This window comes from Lelliottia sp. 7254-16 (assembly GCF_002922995.1).
In the GTDB taxonomy this organism is placed as follows: domain Bacteria; phylum Pseudomonadota; class Gammaproteobacteria; order Enterobacterales; family Enterobacteriaceae; genus Enterobacter; species Enterobacter jeotgali.
Genome location: NZ_PQVS01000003.1, coordinates 189,912 through 209,101, shown reverse-complemented (window position 1 = coordinate 209,101; position 19,190 = coordinate 189,912). Strand labels below are relative to the sequence as shown.

The window sequence follows — 19,190 nt, the reverse complement described above, 5'->3', positions numbered from 1 at the left end:
CATGCTGAATTATGTTTTTAAACGCCTGCTGGGCTTAATCCCCACGCTGCTGATTGTGGCGGTGCTGGTGTTTTTGTTTGTCCATATGCTGCCAGGCGATCCGGCTCGACTTATCGCCGGGCCGGAAGCGGATTCGACGGTGATCGAGATGGTGCGCAAGCAGCTGGGTCTCGACAGGCCGCTGTATGTGCAGTTCTGGCATTACATCACTAACGTGTTGCAGGGCGATTTTGGTACGTCGATGGTGTCGCGCCGTCCGGTCTCCGAGGAAATCGCCAGCCGCTTTATGCCGACCTTCTGGCTGACGATTGCTAGTATGTGCTGGGCGATGATCTTCGGTCTGGCGGCAGGGATTATCGCTGCCGTCTGGCGCAATCGCTGGCCGGATAAGCTCGGCATGGCGCTGGCCGTCACCGGGATTTCGTTCCCGGCGTTTGCGCTGGGGATGCTGCTGATGCAAATCTTCTCCGTCGAACTAGGCTGGCTGCCGACAGTCGGCGCAGATACCTGGAAGCACTACATCCTGCCGTCGCTGACCTTAGGCGCGGCGGTGGCTGCGGTGATGGCGCGCTTTACCCGTGCCTCGTTCGTTGATGTGCTGAGTGAAGACTACATGCGCACCGCGCGAGCCAAAGGGGTGAGCGAAAAATGGGTGATCCTCAAGCACGGCCTGCGCAACTCGATGATTCCGGTCGTCACAATGATGGGCCTGCAGTTTGGCTTTTTGCTCGGCGGCTCGATTGTGGTGGAGAAGGTCTTTAACTGGCCGGGGCTCGGTCGTCTGCTGGTCGATTCCGTCGACATGCGCGACTATCCGGTGATTCAGGCGGAAGTGCTGCTGTTTTCACTGGAGTTTATTCTTATCAACTTAGTGGTGGATGTGCTCTACGCCGCCATTAACCCGGCTATCAGGTACAAGTAAGATGCGATTGTTTAACTGGCGTCGTCAGGCCATTCTGAAGGCTATGCCGGGGTTAAAACCGGACCATATCCGCACGCCGTGGCTGGAGTTCTGGCGTCGATTTCGCCGTCAGCCGGTGGCGATGACTGCCGGATTGTTTGTTCTACTGCTGATCGTGGTGGCGATTCTGGCCCCCTGGATCACGCCGTTCGATGCCGAAAACTACTTCGACTACGATCGGCTGAACGACGGCCCGTCGATGATGCACTGGTTTGGCGTGGATTCCCTGGGGCGCGATATCTTTAGCCGGGTACTGGTGGGGGCGCAAATCTCGCTGGCGGCGGGAGTTTTCGCGGTGCTGATCGGTGCGGCCATCGGTACGGTATTGGGATTGCTGGCCGGTTTCTACGAAGGCTGGTGGGACCGCATTATCATGCGCATCTGCGACGTGCTGTTTGCCTTCCCCGGTATTCTGCTGGCAATTGCGGTGGTGGCGATCATGGGCAGCGGCATGGCGAACGTAATCATCGCCGTGGCGGTGTTTTCCATTCCGGCGTTTGCCCGCCTGGTGCGCGGCAATACGCTGGTGCTGAAACAGCAGACCTTTATCGAGTCGGCGCGCAGTATCGGCGCCAGCGATGCGACGATTTTGTTCAACCATATTCTGCCCGGTACGGTTTCCTCGATTGTGGTCTATTTCACCATGCGTATCGGCGTGTCGATCATCTCGGCGGCGAGCCTGTCGTTTCTGGGATTAGGCGCGCAGCCACCGACCCCGGAGTGGGGCGCGATGCTCAACGAAGCGCGAGCCGATATGGTGATTGCTCCGCATGTGGCGATCTTCCCGAGCCTGGCGATCTTCTTCACGGTGCTGGCGTTTAACCTGTTGGGGGATGGTTTACGCGACGCGCTGGATCCGAAGATTAAGGGGTAGTGTGGCGGAAAGTGCCGGGTGGCGGCTGCGCCTTACCCGGCCTACGGCCCTGGCACCAGGAAAGTTGTTACATTGTAAATGATGTTAATTAGTTTCGATTTATTGACCTGACGCATTATTCTGTACAAAAATTGAGCTTACTCTGATCTTGCACAATGGCTGACAAGGGAGGAAATAGCATGTCCGTTGACAGACTGAAACGCGATCTTCTGAACAAGCTGATCAATGCCCGAATTGACCTTGCGGCATACCTGCAGTTAAGGATGGCAAAAGGGTATATGTCAGTCAGCGAAAGCGACCATCTGCGTGATAATTGTTTTGAACTGTGTGACTACATGCGTGAGAAAGCGCCGATCCTGCGGGAACATTACGACGCTGATGAACAGCTTGTCCTGCAACGCGCGGCTGACGCGTTGTCCAAAGCTGCCGTATGCCTGATGACCGGACACCATGATTGTCCAACGTTTGTCGCCGTCAGCGCAGAGAAACTCGAACACTGCCTGACGACACTGACTCTCTGCATTATGTGCCTGAAAGAGCATGCCGCGCTCCATCAGCACTAAATCTCGGGGGAGGCGACTCCCCCTTCTGCTTAAGCTTTTGTAAAAGTGCTCACGCGCCCGAACGACCTGGCTACTCTTTATGCCAAACGTCGAAAAAGGAGTGCGTAATGCGCCGATCTTCGCTGATTTCTCTGTCTCTCTTGTTCCTCTCCACTTCTGTGATGGCCGCACCCGCCGCGGTGAAGGTCGACGTGCTGCAAACCAAACTCGATCATCCCTGGTCGCTGGCCTTTTTGCCGGATAATCAGGGAATGCTGATAACACTGCGGGGTGGACAGCTCAAGCACTGGCAGACGGGTAAAGGGCTGTCGGACCCGATTGTCGGCATCCCGAAAGTTTGGGATAGCGGGCAGGGCGGACTGTTTGACGTGGTGCTGGCTCCGGATTTTGAGAAATCACGCCGCGTATGGCTCAGTTACGCCGAAGTCGGCAACGACGGCAAAGCGGGTACGGCGGTTGGGTATGGTCGTCTGAGTGACGATCTCTCGCGCGTCGAAGCCTTCCAGGTGGTGTTCCGCCAGATGCCGAAACTCTCAACGGGCAATCACTTCGGCGGGCGACTGGTGTTCGACGGCAAAGGCTATCTGTTTATCGGACTCGGTGAAAACAACCAGCGCCCGACAGCGCAGGATCTGGATAAACTCCAGGGCAAAGTGGTGCGCCTGACGGATCAGGGCAAAGTTCCGACGGATAATCCGTTCGTCGATAAAGCGGGCGCGCGCCCGGAAATCTGGTCCTACGGCATTCGCAATCCGCAGGGCATGGCGATGAACCCGTGGACCGACGTGCTATGGCTCAACGAGCACGGCCCGCGCGGCGGGGATGAGATTAACATTCCCGAAAAAGGCAAAAACTACGGCTGGCCGCTGGCGACGCACGGCATCAACTACAGCGGCCTGAAAATTCCGGAAGCTAAAGGCGAGCACGTCGAAGGCACAGAGCCGCCGCTGTTCGTCTGGAAAGTGTCGCCTGCGGTGAGCGGGATGGCGTTTTATAACAGCGACGTGTTCCCGCAGTGGAAAAACAAACTGTTTGTCGGCGCGTTGAAAGAGAAGGACGTGATTGTCCTGAGTGTGAATGGCGATAAGGTGACGGAAGACGGGCGAATTTTGGGGGATAAAGGGGATCGCGTTCGCGATGTGCGGGTCGGGCCGGATGGTTATCTGTATGTGCTGACCGATGAATCGGACGGGCAACTGCTGAAAGTCAGCCCGTCCGGGACCTGATTAGCTGACCGGGATCATCACCGCTTTCTGGAAGGCCGGGCGCTCTTTAAGCTGCGCAATCCAGCGCTCCAGGTTCGGATGCGACTGCCACTCCAGACCGACGTTGGTCAGGTTCCAGATAAACGGCCCGACGGCGATATCCCCCACACCAAACGCGCTGCCCGAGAGCCACGGCTGATTCGCCAGGGCGTCATCCAGCAGCGCAAACATTTTCTCGCAGGCCTCTTTCCCGGCGTTGATGGCGGCGTAATCGCGCTCGGCTTCCGGGGTTCTGACCAGTCCCATCAGGATTGGGCGGTGTGCCACAGAAAGCGTCTGGTTCGCCCAGTCCATCCATTTTTCCCCTTCGGCACGACGGGCAGGATTATCCACCCACAGGCGGTTTTGCCCGTACTGCGCCGCCAGATAACGCACGATGGCGTTGGATTCCCACAGGGTTAAATCGGTTTCATCGTCGCGTAACAGCGGCACCAGCCCGTTCGGGTTCATCGCCAGGTACTCGGCGTCTTTGTTCACACCAAACTGCAAACCGGCCATGATTTGGTTAAACGGTAAATCCAGCTCTTCCAGCGTCCACAGCACTTTTTTGACGTTGGTTGAATTGTTCCTGCCCCACAGCGTAATCATAATGACTCCTGAATGAGTGAAATAACCTGAGTGGTGAATCAAAGCCTGCGGTTTCACATGGTGAGATAAACCTAACATTTACGCAACAGAAGACAAAAAAATCGCATCAGGAACAGCGCCCCGGCCCGTTATTGCGTAAACTTTAAAAACTTTACCTGGTTTAGGTTTCTTTAGACTCATTAGTACGTTATTACTCATCGCTTCTTGCGACACGGTGATGTGACGTGATTTTTTAGAAAGGACACTCGGGTGGCATTTATGACGCATAAAACTTCTTCTCTGCGCAGCCTCGCAGCTGGCTCCGCACTGCTTTTCCTGTTTTCTCCAACCCTGTATGCAGCGGAAGCCGCGGCACCTGAAGCGCCGCCAGTTGACGCGCGCGCGTGGATCCTGATGGATTACGCTAGCGGCAAAGTGCTGGCCGAAGGTAACGCTGACGAGCAGCTCGATCCGGCGAGTCTGACCAAGATCATGACCAGCTACGTGGTCGGGCAGGCGCTCAAAGCCAACAAAATTAAGCTCGACGATATGGTGACCATTGGCAAAGACGCCTGGGCCACCGGCAACCCGGCGCTGCGCGGTTCATCCGTAATGTTCCTGAAACCGGGTGACCAGGTTTCCGTATCAGATCTGAATAAAGGGGTGATTATTCAGTCGGGTAACGACGCCTGTATCGCGCTGGCGGATTACGTCGCCGGGAGCCAGGACTCCTTTATCGGCCTGATGAATGGCTACGCGCAAAAGCTGGGGCTGACCAAAACCACCTTTAAAACCGTTCACGGCCTGGATGCGCCGGGGCAGTTCAGTACCGCGCGCGATATGGCGCTGTTGGGCAAAGCGCTGATCCACGACGTACCGGATGAGTACGCGATCCACAAAGAGAAAGAGTTTACCTTCAACAAGATTCGTCAGCCGAACCGCAACCGTCTGCTGTGGAGCAGCAACGTGAATGTGGACGGTATGAAAACCGGGACCACTGCGGGCGCGGGCTATAACCTGGTGGCCTCTGCCACCCAGGGCGATATGCGTCTGATCTCCGTGGTGCTCGGCACCAAAACCGACCGTATCCGCTTTAACGAATCCGAAAAACTGCTGACCTGGGGCTTCCGTTTCTTTGAAACGGTCACGCCGATTAAGCCGGATGCGACATTTATCAGCCAGCGTGTCTGGTTCGGTGATAAGAGCGAAGTGAATCTTGGCGCGGGTGAAGCCGGCTCGGTGACCATCCCGCGCGGGCAGCTGAAAAACCTGAAAGCGAGCTACACGCTGACCGATCCGCAGCTGACGGCTCCGCTGAAAAAGGGCCAGGTTGTCGGGACGATTGATTTCCAGCTGAATGGCAAATCCATCGAGCAGCGTCCGCTGATCGTAATGGAAGCGATAGAAGAGGGTGGATTCTTTAGCCGGATGTGGGACTTCGTGATGATGAAATTCCACTCGTGGTTTGGCGGTTGGTTTTAAGTGATTACAGCGCCGTCTGCTATGCCCGGCGGCGCTTCGTTTGCACGGGCCTACAAAACCCGTAGGCCGTGTGGCGCGCACAATACATCAATTTAATCCGGTTTTGTAGGCCGGGTAAGGTGTAGCCGTCACCCGGCAAAACCCGCACTCAATACATCAACTTAATCTGCTGCGCTTTTGCGTGTGCGACCAGTTCGTCGTCAGGCTTGCAGTCGCTCACTATCGCATCAAAACGCGCCAGCTCGCCCATCCGCGCCGGACGGACCTTGCCAAATTTACTGTGATCCACCACCAGCACATGATACTGAGCGGCATTCATCGCCCAGTGCTTCACCGTCAACTCTTCGAGATTAAAACAGGTCGCGCCCTGAAGCACGCTCACGCCCGCCGCCGAGTAAAAGGCGATATCAGGGCATAAATTACTGAGCGTATCCTGCAGATTCAGTGGTTTAAAAATGGCGTTGCTGGCGTGAAACTCCCCGCCGCAAAGGATGACCCGACACTCGGGCTTTTCCTGTAAGGCCAGAAAGGTGTTCAGGGAGTAACACACCGCCGTGAACGGCAGCGTGTTATCGATGGCTTCGATAATCCACGGCGTGGTGGTGCCACAGTCAAAAAACAGTGTCTGATGCGGCTGCACAAGGGACGCAGCCAGCCGCGTGGCTTTGCGTTTCTCTTCAACCAGACGGGTCTTTTGATCGCTTAGCAGATAGTGGCTGCCACTACGTGGCTCCAGCATGATATACCCGCCCAGTAGCACTACCGGGGCACTTTCGCTGTTCAGGTCGCGACGAATGGTCATCTCGGAAACGCCGAGTAACTGGGCGGCTTCTTTGAGATGCAGCTTATCGCTGCGCTTCAGGGCGTGCAGCAGCTGGGATATGCGGTCGTCGCGTCGTGTTTCCATAGATCCTCGGGGCGAAAAAGTGAACCCCCACAATGTGGGGGTTCAAGTGTAACCTGTCGGACCGGGATTAGTCACGTATCCAGCCCTTGCGGATAGGCAGGGCGAAGCAAATACGGTAAACCCGTTGCAGCCCGCGGTAAATCTGTTGGCCCATGATATTCCACAGGATTTGCGCCGTCAGACAGCCCATAAAACCAACCAGCAATCCGCCCAGCATATCCAGCGGCCAGTGGACACCAAGGTAAACGCGCGACCACGCAATGCCGAGAGCGATGACCATCAACACCACGCCTGACCAGACGCGATGCCAGAACAAGAACGCCAGCGCGAAGGTGAAAATCACCGTGCCGTGATCGCTAGGGAAAGAGTCGTCAGCTGAATGGTGCAGGAAGTTTGAGCCGATATGGTCGACAAACGGACGGTCGTGCGGGAACAAATGTCCCAGCGTCCAGGACGCGGTCATGCTCACGGCCAACGCCATCACTACCTTAATCACCAGCTGACGTTGGGCGCCGACCTGCTTGCGCGGGCCCCATAGCCAGAGTATCGCGATAAGCAGCGGCACGATGTTAATCAGATCTTTTGCCACAAATTTGGCAAAAATAATCATCCACTCCGGCGAAGCAGGGGTGGCATTAATCAGATAAAACAGTCCGTAATTGAGATTCTCTAGCATTCCATCATCACTCTTTAGCAAACCAGGCAGAAACAAGGCCGTAAGCCACGACCTGAGAAAACCACACCCACCAACCTGCCCACAGGTTGTGAGAGAAAAAATGCGCCCCGCGCATTACCTGACCGAAGCCCATCGCCAGCCCGGCAAAAATGCCCAGGGCGACAAAGCACCACGCCAGGCGAGGACGCTCGCGCCAGAAGGCGAAAAACAGCCCCATCACCATAAAGCCGCTTGAGGCGTGCCCGCCAGGGAAGCAACGACCGGGGCCGCTGCCGTCAGGCGTGCTACCAAACAGCGGATAAGAAACCGCCTTGCCGCCGTACTCCAGCAAATCCCACGGACAGCTATGATGACTTATACCTTTCAGTATGCCGACCACCAGCGTCCCGAGCCCCATCAGCAGAGCGCCTGTCACCAGCGGCATATTGCGGCGATATGCGCCGTAAATCAGCGCCACGGCCGCCATCGCAATAGCGATGTACTTCGCCAGCCGATGATTCAGCAGATCCAGCAGGTGATTTTGCTGTAACGGAAAATGGTGAGTGGCGGCGTCATACCAGAAACCCGTTATCCACCGATCCAGCGTTTCATCGCGTGAAAGCCAGGTAAACAGCATCGCCAAAGCAATCAGTGCGAAAAGCTGATAACCATAAAAGCGTGCCGGTAATCGGTAAAGGGGTTTTGTCTTAGTTGTCGGCGACTTAGATAAATCCGATGGGGCAGTATTGTGGGCCATAAATGACATTCATTGACGGGGAATAAGGCCATCATAAATGTGTCAACTTAAGGAAACCTTAAACGGCGACGATATGTGCTTTATTTCTGTTTATCTTCGATAATTTACTATCTCGCGACCGGTCATTTCATTACACTCATCGCGATTTTTTCATCAAAAAGAGACTGCATGTTAAACCGTTCTTCTTCCGGTAATCGTCTGGGTCGTCAGGCGTTACTTTTCCCTCTCTGTCTGGTGCTGTACGAATTCTCAACCTATATCGGCAACGATATGATTCAGCCGGGTATGCTGGCGGTGGTTGAGCAGTTCAACGCTGGTATCGAGTGGGTACCGACATCCATGACCGCCTATCTGGCTGGCGGCATGTTTTTGCAGTGGCTGCTTGGGCCGCTGTCGGATCGCATTGGCCGTCGCCCGGTAATGCTCACCGGCGTGGTGTGGTTTATCGTCACCTGCCTCGCCATTCTGCTGGCGCAAACCATTGAACAATTTACGATCCTGCGTTTTTTGCAGGGGGTAAGTCTGTGCTTTATCGGCGCGGTAGGGTACGCCGCCATCCAGGAGTCGTTCGAGGAGGCGGTGTGCATCAAAATCACCGCCCTGATGGCGAACGTGGCACTGATTGCGCCATTGCTCGGCCCGCTGGTGGGTGCGGCGTGGGTGCACGTGGCTCCGTGGGAAGGAATGTTTGTGCTGTTCGCACTTTTGGCGGCAATCTCGTTCTTCGGTCTGCATCGTGCGATGCCAGAAACCGCCACTCGCCTCGGCGAAAAGCTGTCGCTCAAAGAGCTGGGGCGCGACTACAAAGAAGTGCTCAGAAATGTGCGTTTTGTAGCAGGAGCGCTGGCGACGGGCTTTGTCAGCCTGCCACTGCTGGCGTGGATTGCCCAGTCGCCGGTTATCATCATTAGCGGCGAGAAGCTCAGCAGCTATGAATATGGCCTGTTGCAGGTACCGATTTTTGGTGCGCTGATTATCGGTAACCTGGTGCTGGCGCGTCTCACATCGCGTCGCAGCGTGCGTTCGCTGATCATCATGGGCGGCTGGCCTATTATGGCGGGTCTGGTCGTTGCGGCGGCCGCCACCGTCGCCTCATCACACGCTTATCTGTGGATGACTGCCGGGCTGAGCATTTATGCGTTCGGCATTGGTCTGGCTAACGCAGGTCTGGTGCGTCTGACGCTGTTCGCCAGCGAAATGAGTAAAGGGACAGTTTCTGCCGCAATGGGCATGTTGCAGATGCTGATATTTACCGTCGGGATCGAAGTCAGTAAGCACGCGTACGGCTTTGGCGGCAACGGGCTGTTCAGCCTGTTTAACCTTGCGAACGGCGTGCTGTGGCTGGGGCTGATGGTGGTGTTCCTGAAAGATAAACGCGTAGGTAGCGCATTGCAGTAACTTCTGCGGATTCGGTGCGGTCTTTGTGCCGGGTGGCGGCTGCGCCTTACCCGGCCTACAAGAGCAACGCGTGTTTTCTCCCTCTCCCCGGGGGAGAGGGCCGGGGTGAGGGCACCAGACCGCACTAAGCTGTAGGGTGCGCCACCGGGCATTAGTTAAACGGCGCTTCCCCATTCAACGCTTTCTCAATCACATCCAGCACGCCTTCATCGTTATTGTGCGGCGCTTCATAACGCGCGGCCGCTTTGATGTGCGGTTTGGCGTTGGCCATCGCAAAGCTAAAGCCCGCCTGACGTAGCATTTCAACGTCATTTCCGCTGTCACCAAATGCCACGACTTCGCTATCTGCAATGCCCCAGTGCTGCTGCAAAATGCGCAGACCGTTAGCCTTGTGCACGCCCGGAATAATCAAGTCGATGTTGCCATGCCCGGTGGTCACCGGAACCATAATGTCGCTCAGCTCGGCGTGGATCATCTCCTGAACGCGCGGAATATCGCTGTCCGGCAGGTTAAGTCCAAATTTAAAGAAGATGTCGTCCAGATGGTCGAAATTATCGACCATTTCCAGACGATGGTAATATTTCGCTGCCATTTCTTTTAGGCTGTCGTCATAGGCGTTCAGGGTGTACGCGCTGCTCTTGCCGCAGGCGATCACTTCCACATCGGGCAATGCACAGAGAAAACGCGCCACCTTATCGAACTGGGCGTTGGTCAGCTCGCCGTTGAATACATCTTCGCGAGCGTTCACCACCCAGCCGCCATTTTCGGCGACAAAGGCAATCTCATCGGCAATTTCCGGGAAAAAGGAGATCAGCTGGTAATACTGATTTCCGCTGGCGACCACGAAGCGAATATTTTGCTCTTTCATGCGCGCATATTGTGCCAGAAAGCGCTCGCGGTTATAGGTTTTGGCGTCGCTCAGGAAGGTTCCATCCATGTCGACGGCGATTAACTTAACGCTCATATCCCTTCTCCATTGCTGAATGTTGCGTAGTAGGTTTAGCGACGGCTTTCGCGACCAGTGCGGCGATGATCACCAGGCCGAGCACGACCAGCATAGCGCTGCGTAAGCCGTAATGTTCGCCTAGGAAACCGAGCAGCGGCGGGCCAACCAGGAAGGCAAGATAGCCGGTGGTAGCGACCACACTGACGCGCGTTGGCGCATCCGGGCCGGTATCGCTGGCCGCTGAAATGGTGAGCGGGAAGCCGAGTGACGCGCCCGCGCCCCATAGGATGACCGAGACCCCGGCTATCCAGTCCACATCGACGAAGATAATCAGCGCGATACCCAACGCGCCCATCAGCGCACTGGCGCGCACCACGGCTACGCGGCTGTAGCGATCGATAAACCAGCCGCCGGTAAAGCGACCTAAGGTCATCCCGAGGGTAAACCCGGCGTAAATCAGTGAACCGGAGGTTGGGCTAAAACCGTGGCCGTCAACCATCAGCAGCGGCAGCCAGTCGTTGGCAGAGCCTTCGGCAAACGCCATCGCCAGCACCACCACACCAATCAGCATCAGCTGCATATCGCGATAGAAGGGTAAACCTTTCTCAGCCGATTTTTGTTCTTCTGCGCTGTTTTTGCCGTTGCCGTCAGGAATAAAAGTAATGCCGGTCAGGATTGGGAGAATGCACACCAACGCTGCCAGTAAAATATGCAGGCTGGCAGCAGTGCCAAAGGCCGTCAGCGCCATACCGACACCCGCACCAGCCAGCGTGCCGAGGCTGTAGAAGCCGTGCATCATCGGCAAAACCGTTTTATTCAGCTCGCGTTCAACGGCTGCACCTTCGACGTTAATCGCCACTTCCGCTGAGCCAAAGCTGCCGCCAAAGACCATCAGACCAAACGCGAACATCACTGGCGAGGTGAACCACAGGGCGACGCTCAGGAAAATCATGCCGACCACGGCGCAGCACATGGTGGTGCGGATCACTTTGCGCGTGCCAAAGCGCTTTACCAGCCACGCCGAACACAAAATACCGCTCATCGACCCGATCGACAGACCGAACAGTACGATGCCCATTTCAGCGGTCGATACCGACAAAATATCGCGGATCGCAGGAGTGCGCGTCGCCCAGGATGCCATCAGCAATCCGGGGATAAAGAAGAACATAAACAGCGCCCACAGGCGTCGCTGCAGGGCTTTACGAGGAGAAATCAACGTCATTGAGAAGCACCAGAAGTACAACAATAGCGACAACACTAACAAGTTTGTGTACATTTGTACATAAACCGGAAGGAGAATTTATGAGCAGACGACCAAACGATCCGCAGCGGCGGGAACGGATACTGCAGGCGACGCTGGAGTCTATTGCCGAGCATGGGATCAATGCCGTTACACACCGGAAAATCGCCACGTGTGCGGGCGTGCCGTTGGGGTCGATGACCTATTATTTCGATGGGATAGATTCGTTGCTCGAAGAGGCCTTCATGGGATTCACCCGTGATATGTCGCAGCAGTATCAGGATTTTTTTGCGGGCGTAACGGGGCCAGAAATGGCCTGCGAATCCATCACGACGCTGATCCACAGCTCTGAAGTCACTACGCCGTACAATATGGAGCTGATGTATCAGCTTTACGCATTGATGAACCGTAAACCGGCGCTGAAAAACGTCATGCAGGACTGGATGCAAACCAGCCAAAGCACTCTTGAGCAGTGGTTTGATCCGGTAACAGCCCGTGCACTCGATGCATTTATTGAGGGTATGACCCTGCATTTCGTGACGGATCGAGAACCGCTGTCGCGGGAAGAAATCCGGGCGATGGTAGGGCGTATCGCGGGGCTTTAGTGTGTCGCTCCGGTGGTCACTATAACCATTGTTGCCTTTGTGATAATGGTCGTAATAATCGCATTTGCGCAATTTCCTCCCAAATAAAGAGGTCAGTTTTTGTTATGCTGAAGAATGCGATAAAGAGTGGGAAATTAAAATGAATTTGATTTCCCATCCCTCTCATTCATTTATTCCATGTGAGGTATTAATGCAGGGCTGACATTTTTCAAGAAATCATCAATTTGAGCACTATTAGCGGTATCGGCCTCATAGAGATAATCAAGAGTAATATCTTTGAGTCCGCAGAACCCAAATACGCCTTCGACAATTTGCGTGTGAATCGCGGTGGTATATCCGTGGCGATCAAACCCACTTTTATCACTCCCGGCGATGGCGACCAAACGAACCGGGATATTTTTCATGATCCCAACGATACGGCCATCATCTGCTGTTTTATAAGCCCAGCCATTGGTCAGCACACGATCAAACCAGCCTTTAAGAATACCCGGCACGGACCACCAGTAAACAGGGAACACAAAGACTAGCATATCCGCACTGTCCACACGCGCTTGCTCAGCCTGGATATCGTCCGGTAAGGCTTGCTTACCGTGGTAAACGCCCAGATCGGCATTCGTCATGGCTGGCTGAAAAGAAGCACTATCAAGGTTATTCATATCCACGCGAATTCCCTGGCGGGAATATTGTTCTGCAATTCTCACGGCAAGAGAACGCGTCAGTGAATCCTCTACCGGATGAGCCGTAATAATAAGGACGTTTTGAATATTTTGAAGATTAGACATAGCTGCCTCCTGTGAATTTCACAGTATGTTACTGTTGGTAACTTAGGTAAGGCAAGCCAATTTGTGCTTTCTAGATTTGCTGGTACGCGTTAAGGCTCCCGAGCATTGCCCCTGTCAAAATATTGATGGCGTCATCGGCAGAAATCGTGTTTCTGCTTGCCAGAGCTGATATGGCGTCAGCAGCACCGAGTTGCGTGGCAATCACACTTTCGCCGAGAGAGCCCTGCAAGTTGATATAGGGTTGCAACGCTTCAATAAGGCTGTCCGCGCAGGCTTTGCGCCCTTTATCGAGGGCTTCCATCAGCGCTTCAGAGCCGGAAAGCGCCGCGATTATCTGAGTAATCTCGGGTCCGGTACTGATGACGCACTTGATGTAGGCGGTGCTGTAGAGTCGGACGGCCTGTTCAAAGCTGGTGGTGGGACTCGTCAGTGCCTGTTTGAAATTGGCAATTTGCTGCTCATTAAATGACGCATAAAGGACGACCAGGAGACCCTTCCGGTCGCCAAAATGATCGTAGGTGATGGGTTTTGTCACCCCGGCTTTCTCAGCGAGATAGCCCAGCGTCAGATTCTCCGTACCCTCTTCACGAATGATCGCTCTGGCCACGTCCAGAAGCTGCTGCCTGCGTTCTTCTTTTTTTAATCGTTTGGTTGCCAAGATATGAGCCTCCAGTTGAGCATGGGGGATTATTCTATCAGAGTTTGCCTGGAACGCAGGCAAGGGGGGATATGGAAAGGACGCGAATTTCAGGCAACAAAAAACCCATCAACCTTGAACCAAAGTGGCGGGGTTGATGGGCTCCACAAATTGGGGGACATCAAAGAAAAGCAGTGGCAATAGTTATGACTGCCTCATATACGAAAAGTTCTGCGCATCGCAAAAATAATTGTGCGATGCGCCATCTTCAGAGTTATCCGAGTGCGGGCCAGATGATGATGATCAGCGTACCGGCGAGGGTCAGCAGGACGTTGGCGATAGCATAAGTGCCTGCGTAGCCCAGTGCCGGGATGTTGCTGCGTGCGGTGTCGCTGATGATTTCCATCGCCGGAGCGCAGGTGCGCGCACCCATCATTGCGCCGAACAGCATCGCACGGTTCATACGCAGGACGTAGGCGCCGAACAGGAAACAGATGACCACCGGCAGCAGGCTGACGATCAAACCAGCCACTAACATCTGCCAGCCAACCGCGCCGAGACTGTGGCCGATGCCGCTGCCTGCACTTAAACCGACACCTGCCATAAAGACCATCAGGCCGAACTCTTTCACCATATTTAGCGCGCCCTGCGGGATATAACCGAAGGTCGGGTGGTTGGCTCGCAGGAAGCCAAGCATAATCCCGGCGAACAGCAGACCGGCTGCGTTACCTACGCCGAAGCTAAAGTTGCTGAACTGGAAGGTGATCATCCCAATCATCAGGCCGACAATGAAGAAGGCGCAGAAGGCAAGCAGGTCGGTGACCTGGCTATGAATGGAGATAAAGCCGATGCGGTCGGCAACGGTTTTCACGCGTCGCGCGTCACCGCTCACCTGCAGCACGTCGCCTTTATTCAGCACGACATTGTCGTCAATTGGCATTTCAATCTGGCTGCGAATCACGCGATTCAGGAAGCAGCCGTGGTCAGTCAGCTTGAGCTGCGCCAGACGGCGACCGACGGCGTTGTGGTTTTTCACCACAATCTCTTCTGTGACGATACGCATGTCGAGTAGGTCGCGGTCGAACACTTCTTTGCCGTTACGGAAGCTTGGGTCGAGACGTGCGTGCGCATCCGGGTAGCCGACCAGCGCAATATCATCGCCCATTTGCAAAACGGCATCGCCGTCCGGGTTCGCAAGAATACCGTTGCGGCGGATACGCTCGATATAGCAGCCGGTCTGGCGATAAATCCCCAGCTCGCGCAGATTTTTACCGTCGGCCCAGGCGACCAGTTCCGGCCCGACGCGATAGGCGCGAATAACAGGCAAATAAACTTTACGTTTGGTGTCGGTGTCCAGGCCGCGCTCACGAGCGATTTGCTGGGCGCTGGTCTGAAGATCCTGATGCTGTAATTTAGGCAGATAACGTGCGGCGACGATCAGGCTCACTAGCCCGATCAGATAGGTGAGGGCGTAGCCGAGGCTCAGGTGATCGAGTGCTAAAGAAAGCTGACTGCCCTCCATGCCGGAGTGGCGCAACGTATCGCCTGCGCCAACCAGCACCGGTGTCGAGGTCATCGAACCGGCGAGCATACCTGCGGTCAAGCCGATATCCCAGCCAAACAGTTTACCCAGCCCTAACGCAATCACCAGCGCGCTGCCAACCATCACCAGCGCCAGCATCAGATAATTTTTGCCGTCGCGGAAGAAAATTGAAAAAAAGTTCGGCCCGGCTTCCACACCCACGCAAAAAATAAACAGCATAAAACCGAGATTGAGCGCATCCGTGTTGATGCTGAAATGCTGCTGGCCTAATAATAATGAGACCACTAAAACGCCAATGGAATTACCAAGTTGAACTGAACCCAGGCGTAATTTACCCAGACACAGTCCCAGTGCCAGTACAACAAATAATAACAGGATGTAATTCCCATTTAACAAATCTGCGACGTTTATATTCACGGAGGCTAACTTCTTGTTTACCGTTAAGCTGTTGAAAGGATGGGGGATTTAGGCTACTGTTTTAACCCGTATGAGTGCAGGGATTACCCCTTTCGCCCATACAGAATATATCCCACAGAACAATAACTGGCCGATAGTCTAATCGTATTAGATATCCAGGGCCAGAAAAGATCGCGTAACAACGTATGAGCTTTGGCAAGGAATGCCACATTGCATTATCTGACTGGGCGTCCTCTGGACGATTGTGTATTCGATAGTGATGGAGTCAGGAGGATTTTTGAACATAAAGCGGAACTGGGCAGGCGTCGTCTGCTGTTTTCTACTGTTTATCGCGGTTTGCCTTTCGTTAGCATTCCACGTGAAGGGCGCATTCAGAACGTCAGGTCATCCTGAGCTGGGTTTGCTGTTTTTCATTTTACCCGGCGTGGTGGCGAGCTTTCTCTCTCGCGGGGGAGAAGTGGTGAAGCCGTTGATCGGTGCGATGCTGGCAGCACCGCTGTGTCTGGTGTTGCTGCGACTGGTTTTTGTCTCGTCGCGCTCCCTGTGGCAAGAGCTGGCGTGGCTGATGAGCGGGATTTTCTGGTGTGCGTTGGGCGCGCTAAGTTTTATGTTTGTGCGCAGTCTTTTTCATCGTGCACGGCACAAATAAAAACGCCCTCCTGAGAGGGCGCTTGTCGCTTACTGGGCTGCAAAAAGTCCCAGATTTTCTTTCGCGTAGGCTTCGAAATCGGTAAAGCCGCCAATGTGCGTCTGATCGAGGAAAATCTGCGGTACGGTTTCAACCGGTTTACCCACGGTTTTTTCCAGATCGGCTTTGCTGATGCCTTCCGCGTGAATGTCCACGTAGCGGAAGTTAAAGTCATCACGCTCGGCGGTCAGTTTTTCTGCCAGTTCTTTAGCGCGCACGCAGTAAGGGCATCCCGGACGTCCAAAAATCACTGCAAACATATCTCTCTCCTCAAAACGTAAGCCTAACGGCGAATGTCGCTTAGTGTGCCCGATAACACTTGCTGATGGAAAGCAGGTTTTACCTGTCGCTTTAATACTTACAGGCTATGTTTCGCCAATTACATCACACTTTTCTTTGCCTATACTGGCAGTCATTCCGCGTACAGACAGAGAAAAGAGAGACCTAATGACGCCGACGATTGATGTGATTCGCGCCCACCGCTCCATCCGCCATTTTACCGATAAGCCGATTAGCGACGCCGAGCGTGAGGCAATAGTGGACAGCGCGAGAGCCACCTCCAGCTCAAGCTTCTTACAGTGCACGTCGATTATTCGCGTCACCGACCCGGCTATGCGCGAACAGCTTGTCCCGCTGACGGGCGGACAACCCCATGTGGCGCAGGCGGCGGAGTTTTGGGTGTTTTGCGCCGACTTCAACCGCCATCTGCAAATTTGCCCTGAAGCCGAGCTTGGGCTGGCGGAACAGTTGCTGCTGGGCGTGGTCGATACCGCGCTAATGGCGCAGAATGCCCTCACGGCGGCGGAATCTCTCGGATTAGGTGGCGTTTATATCGGCGGGCTGCGCAATAACATCGACGCCGTTACCGAACTGCTTTCACTGCCAAAGCACGTGCTGCCACTGTTTGGTCTGTGCCTCGGCTGGCCTGCGGATAACCCGGATCTCAAGCCGCGTCTGCCTGCGGCAATGCTGATGCATGAAAATCACTACCAACCGGTGGATACAGACGTTCTTGCGCAGTATGACGAAGAAATCGCCAGTTACTATCTGTCGCGCGGCAGCAATACCCGCCGCGATACCTGGAGCGATCACATTCGCCGCACCATCATTAAAGAAAACCGTCCGTTTATTCTCGACTATTTGCATAAACAGGGCTGGGCTGTGCGATAAGCCCATTCATCCTGTGCCAGCCTGCGTGTATGATACGCAGGCTGTTATCGAGTCTTTAGAGAGGTGCAGGGTGAAAATTGCCATTTTGTCCCGGGATGGAACGCTCTATTCGTGTAAACGTCTGCTTGAGGCAGCCAATAAGCGTGGCCATCTGGTTGAAATCCTCGATCCGCTGTCGTGCTATATGAACATCAGCCCGGCGGCGTCCTCTATTCACTACAAAGGCCGCCATCTGCCGCACTTCGATGCGGTTATTCCCCGCATCGGCTCGCAAATTACCTTTTACGGCACCGCTGCACTGCGTCAGTTTGAGATGCTCGGCAGCTACCCCTTAAATGAATCCGTCGCCATTACCCGCGCGCGCGACAAGCTGCGCTCCCTGCAACTGCTCGCCCGTCAGGGGATCGACCTGCCCATTACCGGCATTGCCCATTCCCCGGACGACACCAGCGATCTGATTGATATGGTCGGCGGCGCGCCGCTGGTGGTGAAACTGGTCGAAGGCACGCAGGGCATCGGTGTGGTGCTGGCCGAAACGCGCCAGGCCGCAGAGAGCGTGATTGATGCTTTTCGCGGACTGAACGCCCATATTCTGGTGCAGGAATATATCGAAGAGGCAAAAGGCCGCGATATCCGCTGCCTGGTGGTGGGCGATGAAGTTGTGGCAGCCATTGAACGCCAGGCCAAAGACGGCGATTTTCGATCGAATCTGCACCGTGGCGGCGTGGCGCGTATCGCTACTATCAGTGAGCGCGAACGTGAAATCGCGATTAAGGCGGCGCAAACACTGGGGCTGGATATTGCTGGCGTGGATATTTTGCGGGCGAATCGTGGCCCACTGGTAATGGAAGTCAACGCCTCGCCAGGTCTTGAAGGCATTGAAAAAACCACAGGAATTGATATTGCAGGTAAAATGATCTCCTGGATCGAACGCCAGGCCACGCCGGGCTTTTGCCTGAAAACGGGTGGTTAGAACTGTCATTTTTGCGTAATCTAGACGAAGTTTTTTGATGAGGCTGCACTGCTATGGATATGGACTTACAGATCGTTCCCACGCTGGATACATTGCGCCAATGGCTCGATGATGCAGGTATCACTTATTTTGAGTGTGATTCCTGTCAGGCGCTGCACCTGCCGCATATGCAAAATTTCGACGGCGTGTTCGATGCCAAAATCGATCTGATCAACGACGTTATCCTTTTCTCGGCGCTGGCGGAGGTCAAGCCCTCGGCATTGCTGGCTCTGGCCTCTGATTTGTCAGCCATTAATGCCGGTTCTTTGACGGTGAAAGCATTTCTCGATATACAGGATGATAATCTGCCAAAGCTGGTGGTTTGCCAGTCTTTATTCTCTGGTGCGGGGGTATCGTTTAAGCAGTTTTCCTGGTTTATGCGCCTGAGCGAAGAGCAGATTTCTATGGTCATGCTCGAAGCCAGCGCACACCATCTACTCTTTACGACAGAAGAGGATATGGAGAATAACGATCCACGCGAGTCTTTTTTGCACTAGGCCTTTTTGACATTCACGCAGTCGCTGCCAGAGCGGCTGCGTAACACCAAATTTTCTTCTGCTGTTAACCTTTCATTAAAGAATTATTCACCTCCCTGAAGGCCGTTTCGGCTTATCACATAGACAGATTCTGCATAAAAAATTGATAAAAGGCGTTTTTTAATTTGGGCTATAGCCTGGGGCACGGGCTACAGTTATTCTTGCGGAGCTTAAAAAAGCGAGCG

Annotated in this window: 21 protein-coding genes; 11 read left to right on the top strand and 10 right to left on the bottom strand. The window is 54.5% G+C overall.

The window, feature by feature from the left end; translation table 11 throughout:
- Position 1 precedes the first annotated feature (1 nt).
- The 4 genes from gsiC (at position 2) to C3708_RS05860 (ending at position 3,624) form a co-directional block, all read left to right on the top strand.
- Positions 2–922, top strand: a complete 921-nt coding sequence (gene gsiC, locus C3708_RS05875; RefSeq protein ID WP_095281371.1) for a glutathione ABC transporter permease GsiC — start codon at positions 2–4, stop codon at positions 920–922.
- 1 nt (position 923) lies between these two features.
- Entirely contained in the window at positions 924–1,835 is a 912-nt protein-coding gene (gene gsiD / locus C3708_RS05870) for a glutathione ABC transporter permease GsiD (protein WP_095281372.1), read from the top strand.
- A gap of 179 nt (positions 1,836–2,014) precedes the next feature.
- Positions 2,015–2,398, top strand: coding sequence for a biofilm formation regulator BssR (gene bssR / locus C3708_RS05865; RefSeq protein ID WP_103948744.1), 384 nt, complete (start codon positions 2,015–2,017; stop codon positions 2,396–2,398).
- 107 nt (positions 2,399–2,505) lie between these two features.
- Positions 2,506–3,624, top strand: coding sequence for a PQQ-dependent sugar dehydrogenase (locus C3708_RS05860; protein WP_103948743.1), 1,119 nt, complete (start codon positions 2,506–2,508; stop codon positions 3,622–3,624).
- Here the strand turns inward: C3708_RS05860 and C3708_RS05855 are convergent, their stop codons facing one another.
- On the bottom strand, positions 3,625–4,251 hold the full coding sequence (locus C3708_RS05855; RefSeq protein ID WP_095281375.1) for a glutathione S-transferase family protein: 627 nt from the start codon (positions 4,249–4,251) through the stop codon (positions 3,625–3,627). It lies immediately after the preceding gene.
- 258 nt (positions 4,252–4,509) lie between these two features.
- On the opposite strand from C3708_RS05855, the gene dacC reads away from it, so the two are divergent.
- A complete protein-coding gene (dacC, locus tag C3708_RS05850; RefSeq protein ID WP_095284222.1) occupies positions 4,510–5,712 on the top strand; it encodes a serine-type D-Ala-D-Ala carboxypeptidase in 1,203 nt (400 codons plus the stop codon).
- 148 nt (positions 5,713–5,860) lie between these two features.
- Here dacC and deoR read toward each other — a convergent pair whose 3' ends face one another.
- The 3 genes from deoR to C3708_RS05835 form a co-directional block, all read right to left on the bottom strand.
- The gene (gene deoR / locus C3708_RS05845) at positions 5,861–6,619 is read right to left on the bottom strand and encodes a DNA-binding transcriptional repressor DeoR (RefSeq protein ID WP_103948742.1); all 759 of its coding nucleotides are present in this window, start codon (positions 6,617–6,619) and stop codon (positions 5,861–5,863) included.
- Between the two features lie 67 nt (positions 6,620–6,686).
- The gene (ybjG, locus tag C3708_RS05840; RefSeq protein ID WP_103946911.1) at positions 6,687–7,295 is read right to left on the bottom strand and encodes an undecaprenyl-diphosphate phosphatase; all 609 of its coding nucleotides are present in this window, start codon (positions 7,293–7,295) and stop codon (positions 6,687–6,689) included.
- 7 nt (positions 7,296–7,302) lie between these two features.
- Complete coding sequence (locus C3708_RS05835; RefSeq protein WP_103948741.1) at positions 7,303–8,031, bottom strand: phosphatase PAP2 family protein; 729 nt, start codon at positions 8,029–8,031, stop codon at positions 7,303–7,305.
- Positions 8,032–8,199: 168 nt separating this feature from the next.
- On the opposite strand from C3708_RS05835, the gene C3708_RS05830 reads away from it, so the two are divergent.
- The gene (locus C3708_RS05830) at positions 8,200–9,429 is read left to right on the top strand and encodes an MFS transporter (protein WP_103948740.1); all 1,230 of its coding nucleotides are present in this window, start codon (positions 8,200–8,202) and stop codon (positions 9,427–9,429) included.
- Between the two features lie 151 nt (positions 9,430–9,580).
- On the opposite strand, the gene C3708_RS05825 is transcribed toward C3708_RS05830, so the two are convergent.
- Complete coding sequence (locus C3708_RS05825) at positions 9,581–10,393, bottom strand: Cof-type HAD-IIB family hydrolase (RefSeq protein ID WP_103948739.1); 813 nt, start codon at positions 10,391–10,393, stop codon at positions 9,581–9,583.
- A complete protein-coding gene (locus C3708_RS05820) occupies positions 10,383–11,597 on the bottom strand; it encodes an MFS transporter (protein WP_095281382.1) in 1,215 nt (404 codons plus the stop codon). The genes C3708_RS05825 and C3708_RS05820 overlap by 11 nt, the downstream gene beginning before the upstream one ends.
- A gap of 80 nt (positions 11,598–11,677) precedes the next feature.
- Between C3708_RS05820 and C3708_RS05815 the strand changes: the two genes are divergently transcribed.
- Entirely contained in the window at positions 11,678–12,220 is a 543-nt protein-coding gene (locus C3708_RS05815) for a TetR/AcrR family transcriptional regulator (protein ID WP_103948738.1), read from the top strand.
- 170 nt (positions 12,221–12,390) lie between these two features.
- On the opposite strand, the gene C3708_RS05810 is transcribed toward C3708_RS05815, so the two are convergent.
- The 3 genes from C3708_RS05810 to C3708_RS05800 all read right to left on the bottom strand — a co-directional run bounded on the left by C3708_RS05810 (position 12,391) and on the right by C3708_RS05800 (position 15,599).
- On the bottom strand, positions 12,391–13,002 hold the full coding sequence (locus tag C3708_RS05810) for an NAD(P)H-dependent oxidoreductase (RefSeq protein WP_103948737.1): 612 nt from the start codon (positions 13,000–13,002) through the stop codon (positions 12,391–12,393).
- Positions 13,003–13,072: 70 nt separating this feature from the next.
- Positions 13,073–13,660, bottom strand: a complete 588-nt coding sequence (locus tag C3708_RS05805; RefSeq protein WP_103948736.1) for a TetR/AcrR family transcriptional regulator — start codon at positions 13,658–13,660, stop codon at positions 13,073–13,075.
- A gap of 253 nt (positions 13,661–13,913) precedes the next feature.
- Positions 13,914–15,599, bottom strand: coding sequence for an aspartate:alanine antiporter (locus tag C3708_RS05800; RefSeq protein WP_103946908.1), 1,686 nt, complete (start codon positions 15,597–15,599; stop codon positions 13,914–13,916).
- A gap of 277 nt (positions 15,600–15,876) precedes the next feature.
- On the opposite strand from C3708_RS05800, the gene C3708_RS05795 reads away from it, so the two are divergent.
- On the top strand, positions 15,877–16,248 hold the full coding sequence (locus C3708_RS05795; protein WP_095281387.1) for an inner membrane protein YbjM: 372 nt from the start codon (positions 15,877–15,879) through the stop codon (positions 16,246–16,248).
- Between the two features lie 29 nt (positions 16,249–16,277).
- Here C3708_RS05795 and C3708_RS05790 read toward each other — a convergent pair whose 3' ends face one another.
- Positions 16,278–16,547 carry a GrxA family glutaredoxin gene (locus tag C3708_RS05790; protein ID WP_095281388.1) on the bottom strand — a complete coding sequence of 90 codons (270 nt, stop codon included), beginning with the start codon at positions 16,545–16,547 and terminating at the stop codon, positions 16,278–16,280.
- Positions 16,548–16,734: 187 nt separating this feature from the next.
- Here C3708_RS05790 and nfsA point away from each other — a divergent pair, with 187 nt between their 5' ends.
- From nfsA to C3708_RS05775, 3 genes are all read left to right on the top strand, one after another.
- Complete coding sequence (gene nfsA / locus C3708_RS05785) at positions 16,735–17,457, top strand: oxygen-insensitive NADPH nitroreductase (protein WP_103948735.1); 723 nt, start codon at positions 16,735–16,737, stop codon at positions 17,455–17,457.
- Positions 17,458–17,527: 70 nt separating this feature from the next.
- A complete protein-coding gene (gene rimK, locus C3708_RS05780) occupies positions 17,528–18,430 on the top strand; it encodes a 30S ribosomal protein S6--L-glutamate ligase (RefSeq protein WP_095281390.1) in 903 nt (300 codons plus the stop codon).
- A 59-nt stretch (positions 18,431–18,489) separates the two neighbouring features.
- Positions 18,490–18,966, top strand: coding sequence for a YbjN domain-containing protein (locus tag C3708_RS05775; RefSeq protein ID WP_095284224.1), 477 nt, complete (start codon positions 18,490–18,492; stop codon positions 18,964–18,966).
- Positions 18,967–19,190: the final 224 nt, after the last annotated feature.

Bases quoted from the DNA above. Each gene is read 5' to 3' on its own strand.
- gsiC (WP_095281371.1), top strand. From the start codon at position 2: ATGCTGAATTATGTTTTTAAACGCCTGCTGGGCTTAATCCCCACGCTG.
- gsiD (WP_095281372.1), top strand. From the start codon at position 924: ATGCGATTGTTTAACTGGCGTCGTCAGGCCATTCTGAAGGCTATGCCG.
- bssR (WP_103948744.1), top strand. From the start codon at position 2,015: ATGTCCGTTGACAGACTGAAACGCGATCTTCTGAACAAGCTGATCAAT.
- C3708_RS05860 (WP_103948743.1), top strand. From the start codon at position 2,506: ATGCGCCGATCTTCGCTGATTTCTCTGTCTCTCTTGTTCCTCTCCACT.
- C3708_RS05855 (WP_095281375.1), bottom strand. From the start codon at position 4,251: ATGATTACGCTGTGGGGCAGGAACAATTCAACCAACGTCAAAAAAGTG.
- dacC (WP_095284222.1), top strand. From the start codon at position 4,510: ATGACGCATAAAACTTCTTCTCTGCGCAGCCTCGCAGCTGGCTCCGCA.
- deoR (WP_103948742.1), bottom strand. From the start codon at position 6,619: ATGGAAACACGACGCGACGACCGCATATCCCAGCTGCTGCACGCCCTG.
- ybjG (WP_103946911.1), bottom strand. From the start codon at position 7,295: ATGCTAGAGAATCTCAATTACGGACTGTTTTATCTGATTAATGCCACC.
- C3708_RS05835 (WP_103948741.1), bottom strand. From the start codon at position 8,031: ATGGCCCACAATACTGCCCCATCGGATTTATCTAAGTCGCCGACAACT.
- C3708_RS05830 (WP_103948740.1), top strand. From the start codon at position 8,200: ATGTTAAACCGTTCTTCTTCCGGTAATCGTCTGGGTCGTCAGGCGTTA.
- C3708_RS05825 (WP_103948739.1), bottom strand. From the start codon at position 10,393: ATGAGCGTTAAGTTAATCGCCGTCGACATGGATGGAACCTTCCTGAGC.
- C3708_RS05820 (WP_095281382.1), bottom strand. From the start codon at position 11,597: ATGACGTTGATTTCTCCTCGTAAAGCCCTGCAGCGACGCCTGTGGGCG.
- C3708_RS05815 (WP_103948738.1), top strand. From the start codon at position 11,678: ATGAGCAGACGACCAAACGATCCGCAGCGGCGGGAACGGATACTGCAG.
- C3708_RS05810 (WP_103948737.1), bottom strand. From the start codon at position 13,002: ATGTCTAATCTTCAAAATATTCAAAACGTCCTTATTATTACGGCTCAT.
- C3708_RS05790 (WP_095281388.1), bottom strand. From the start codon at position 16,547: ATGTTTGCAGTGATTTTTGGACGTCCGGGATGCCCTTACTGCGTGCGC.
- nfsA (WP_103948735.1), top strand. From the start codon at position 16,735: ATGACGCCGACGATTGATGTGATTCGCGCCCACCGCTCCATCCGCCAT.
- C3708_RS05775 (WP_095284224.1), top strand. From the start codon at position 18,490: ATGGACTTACAGATCGTTCCCACGCTGGATACATTGCGCCAATGGCTC.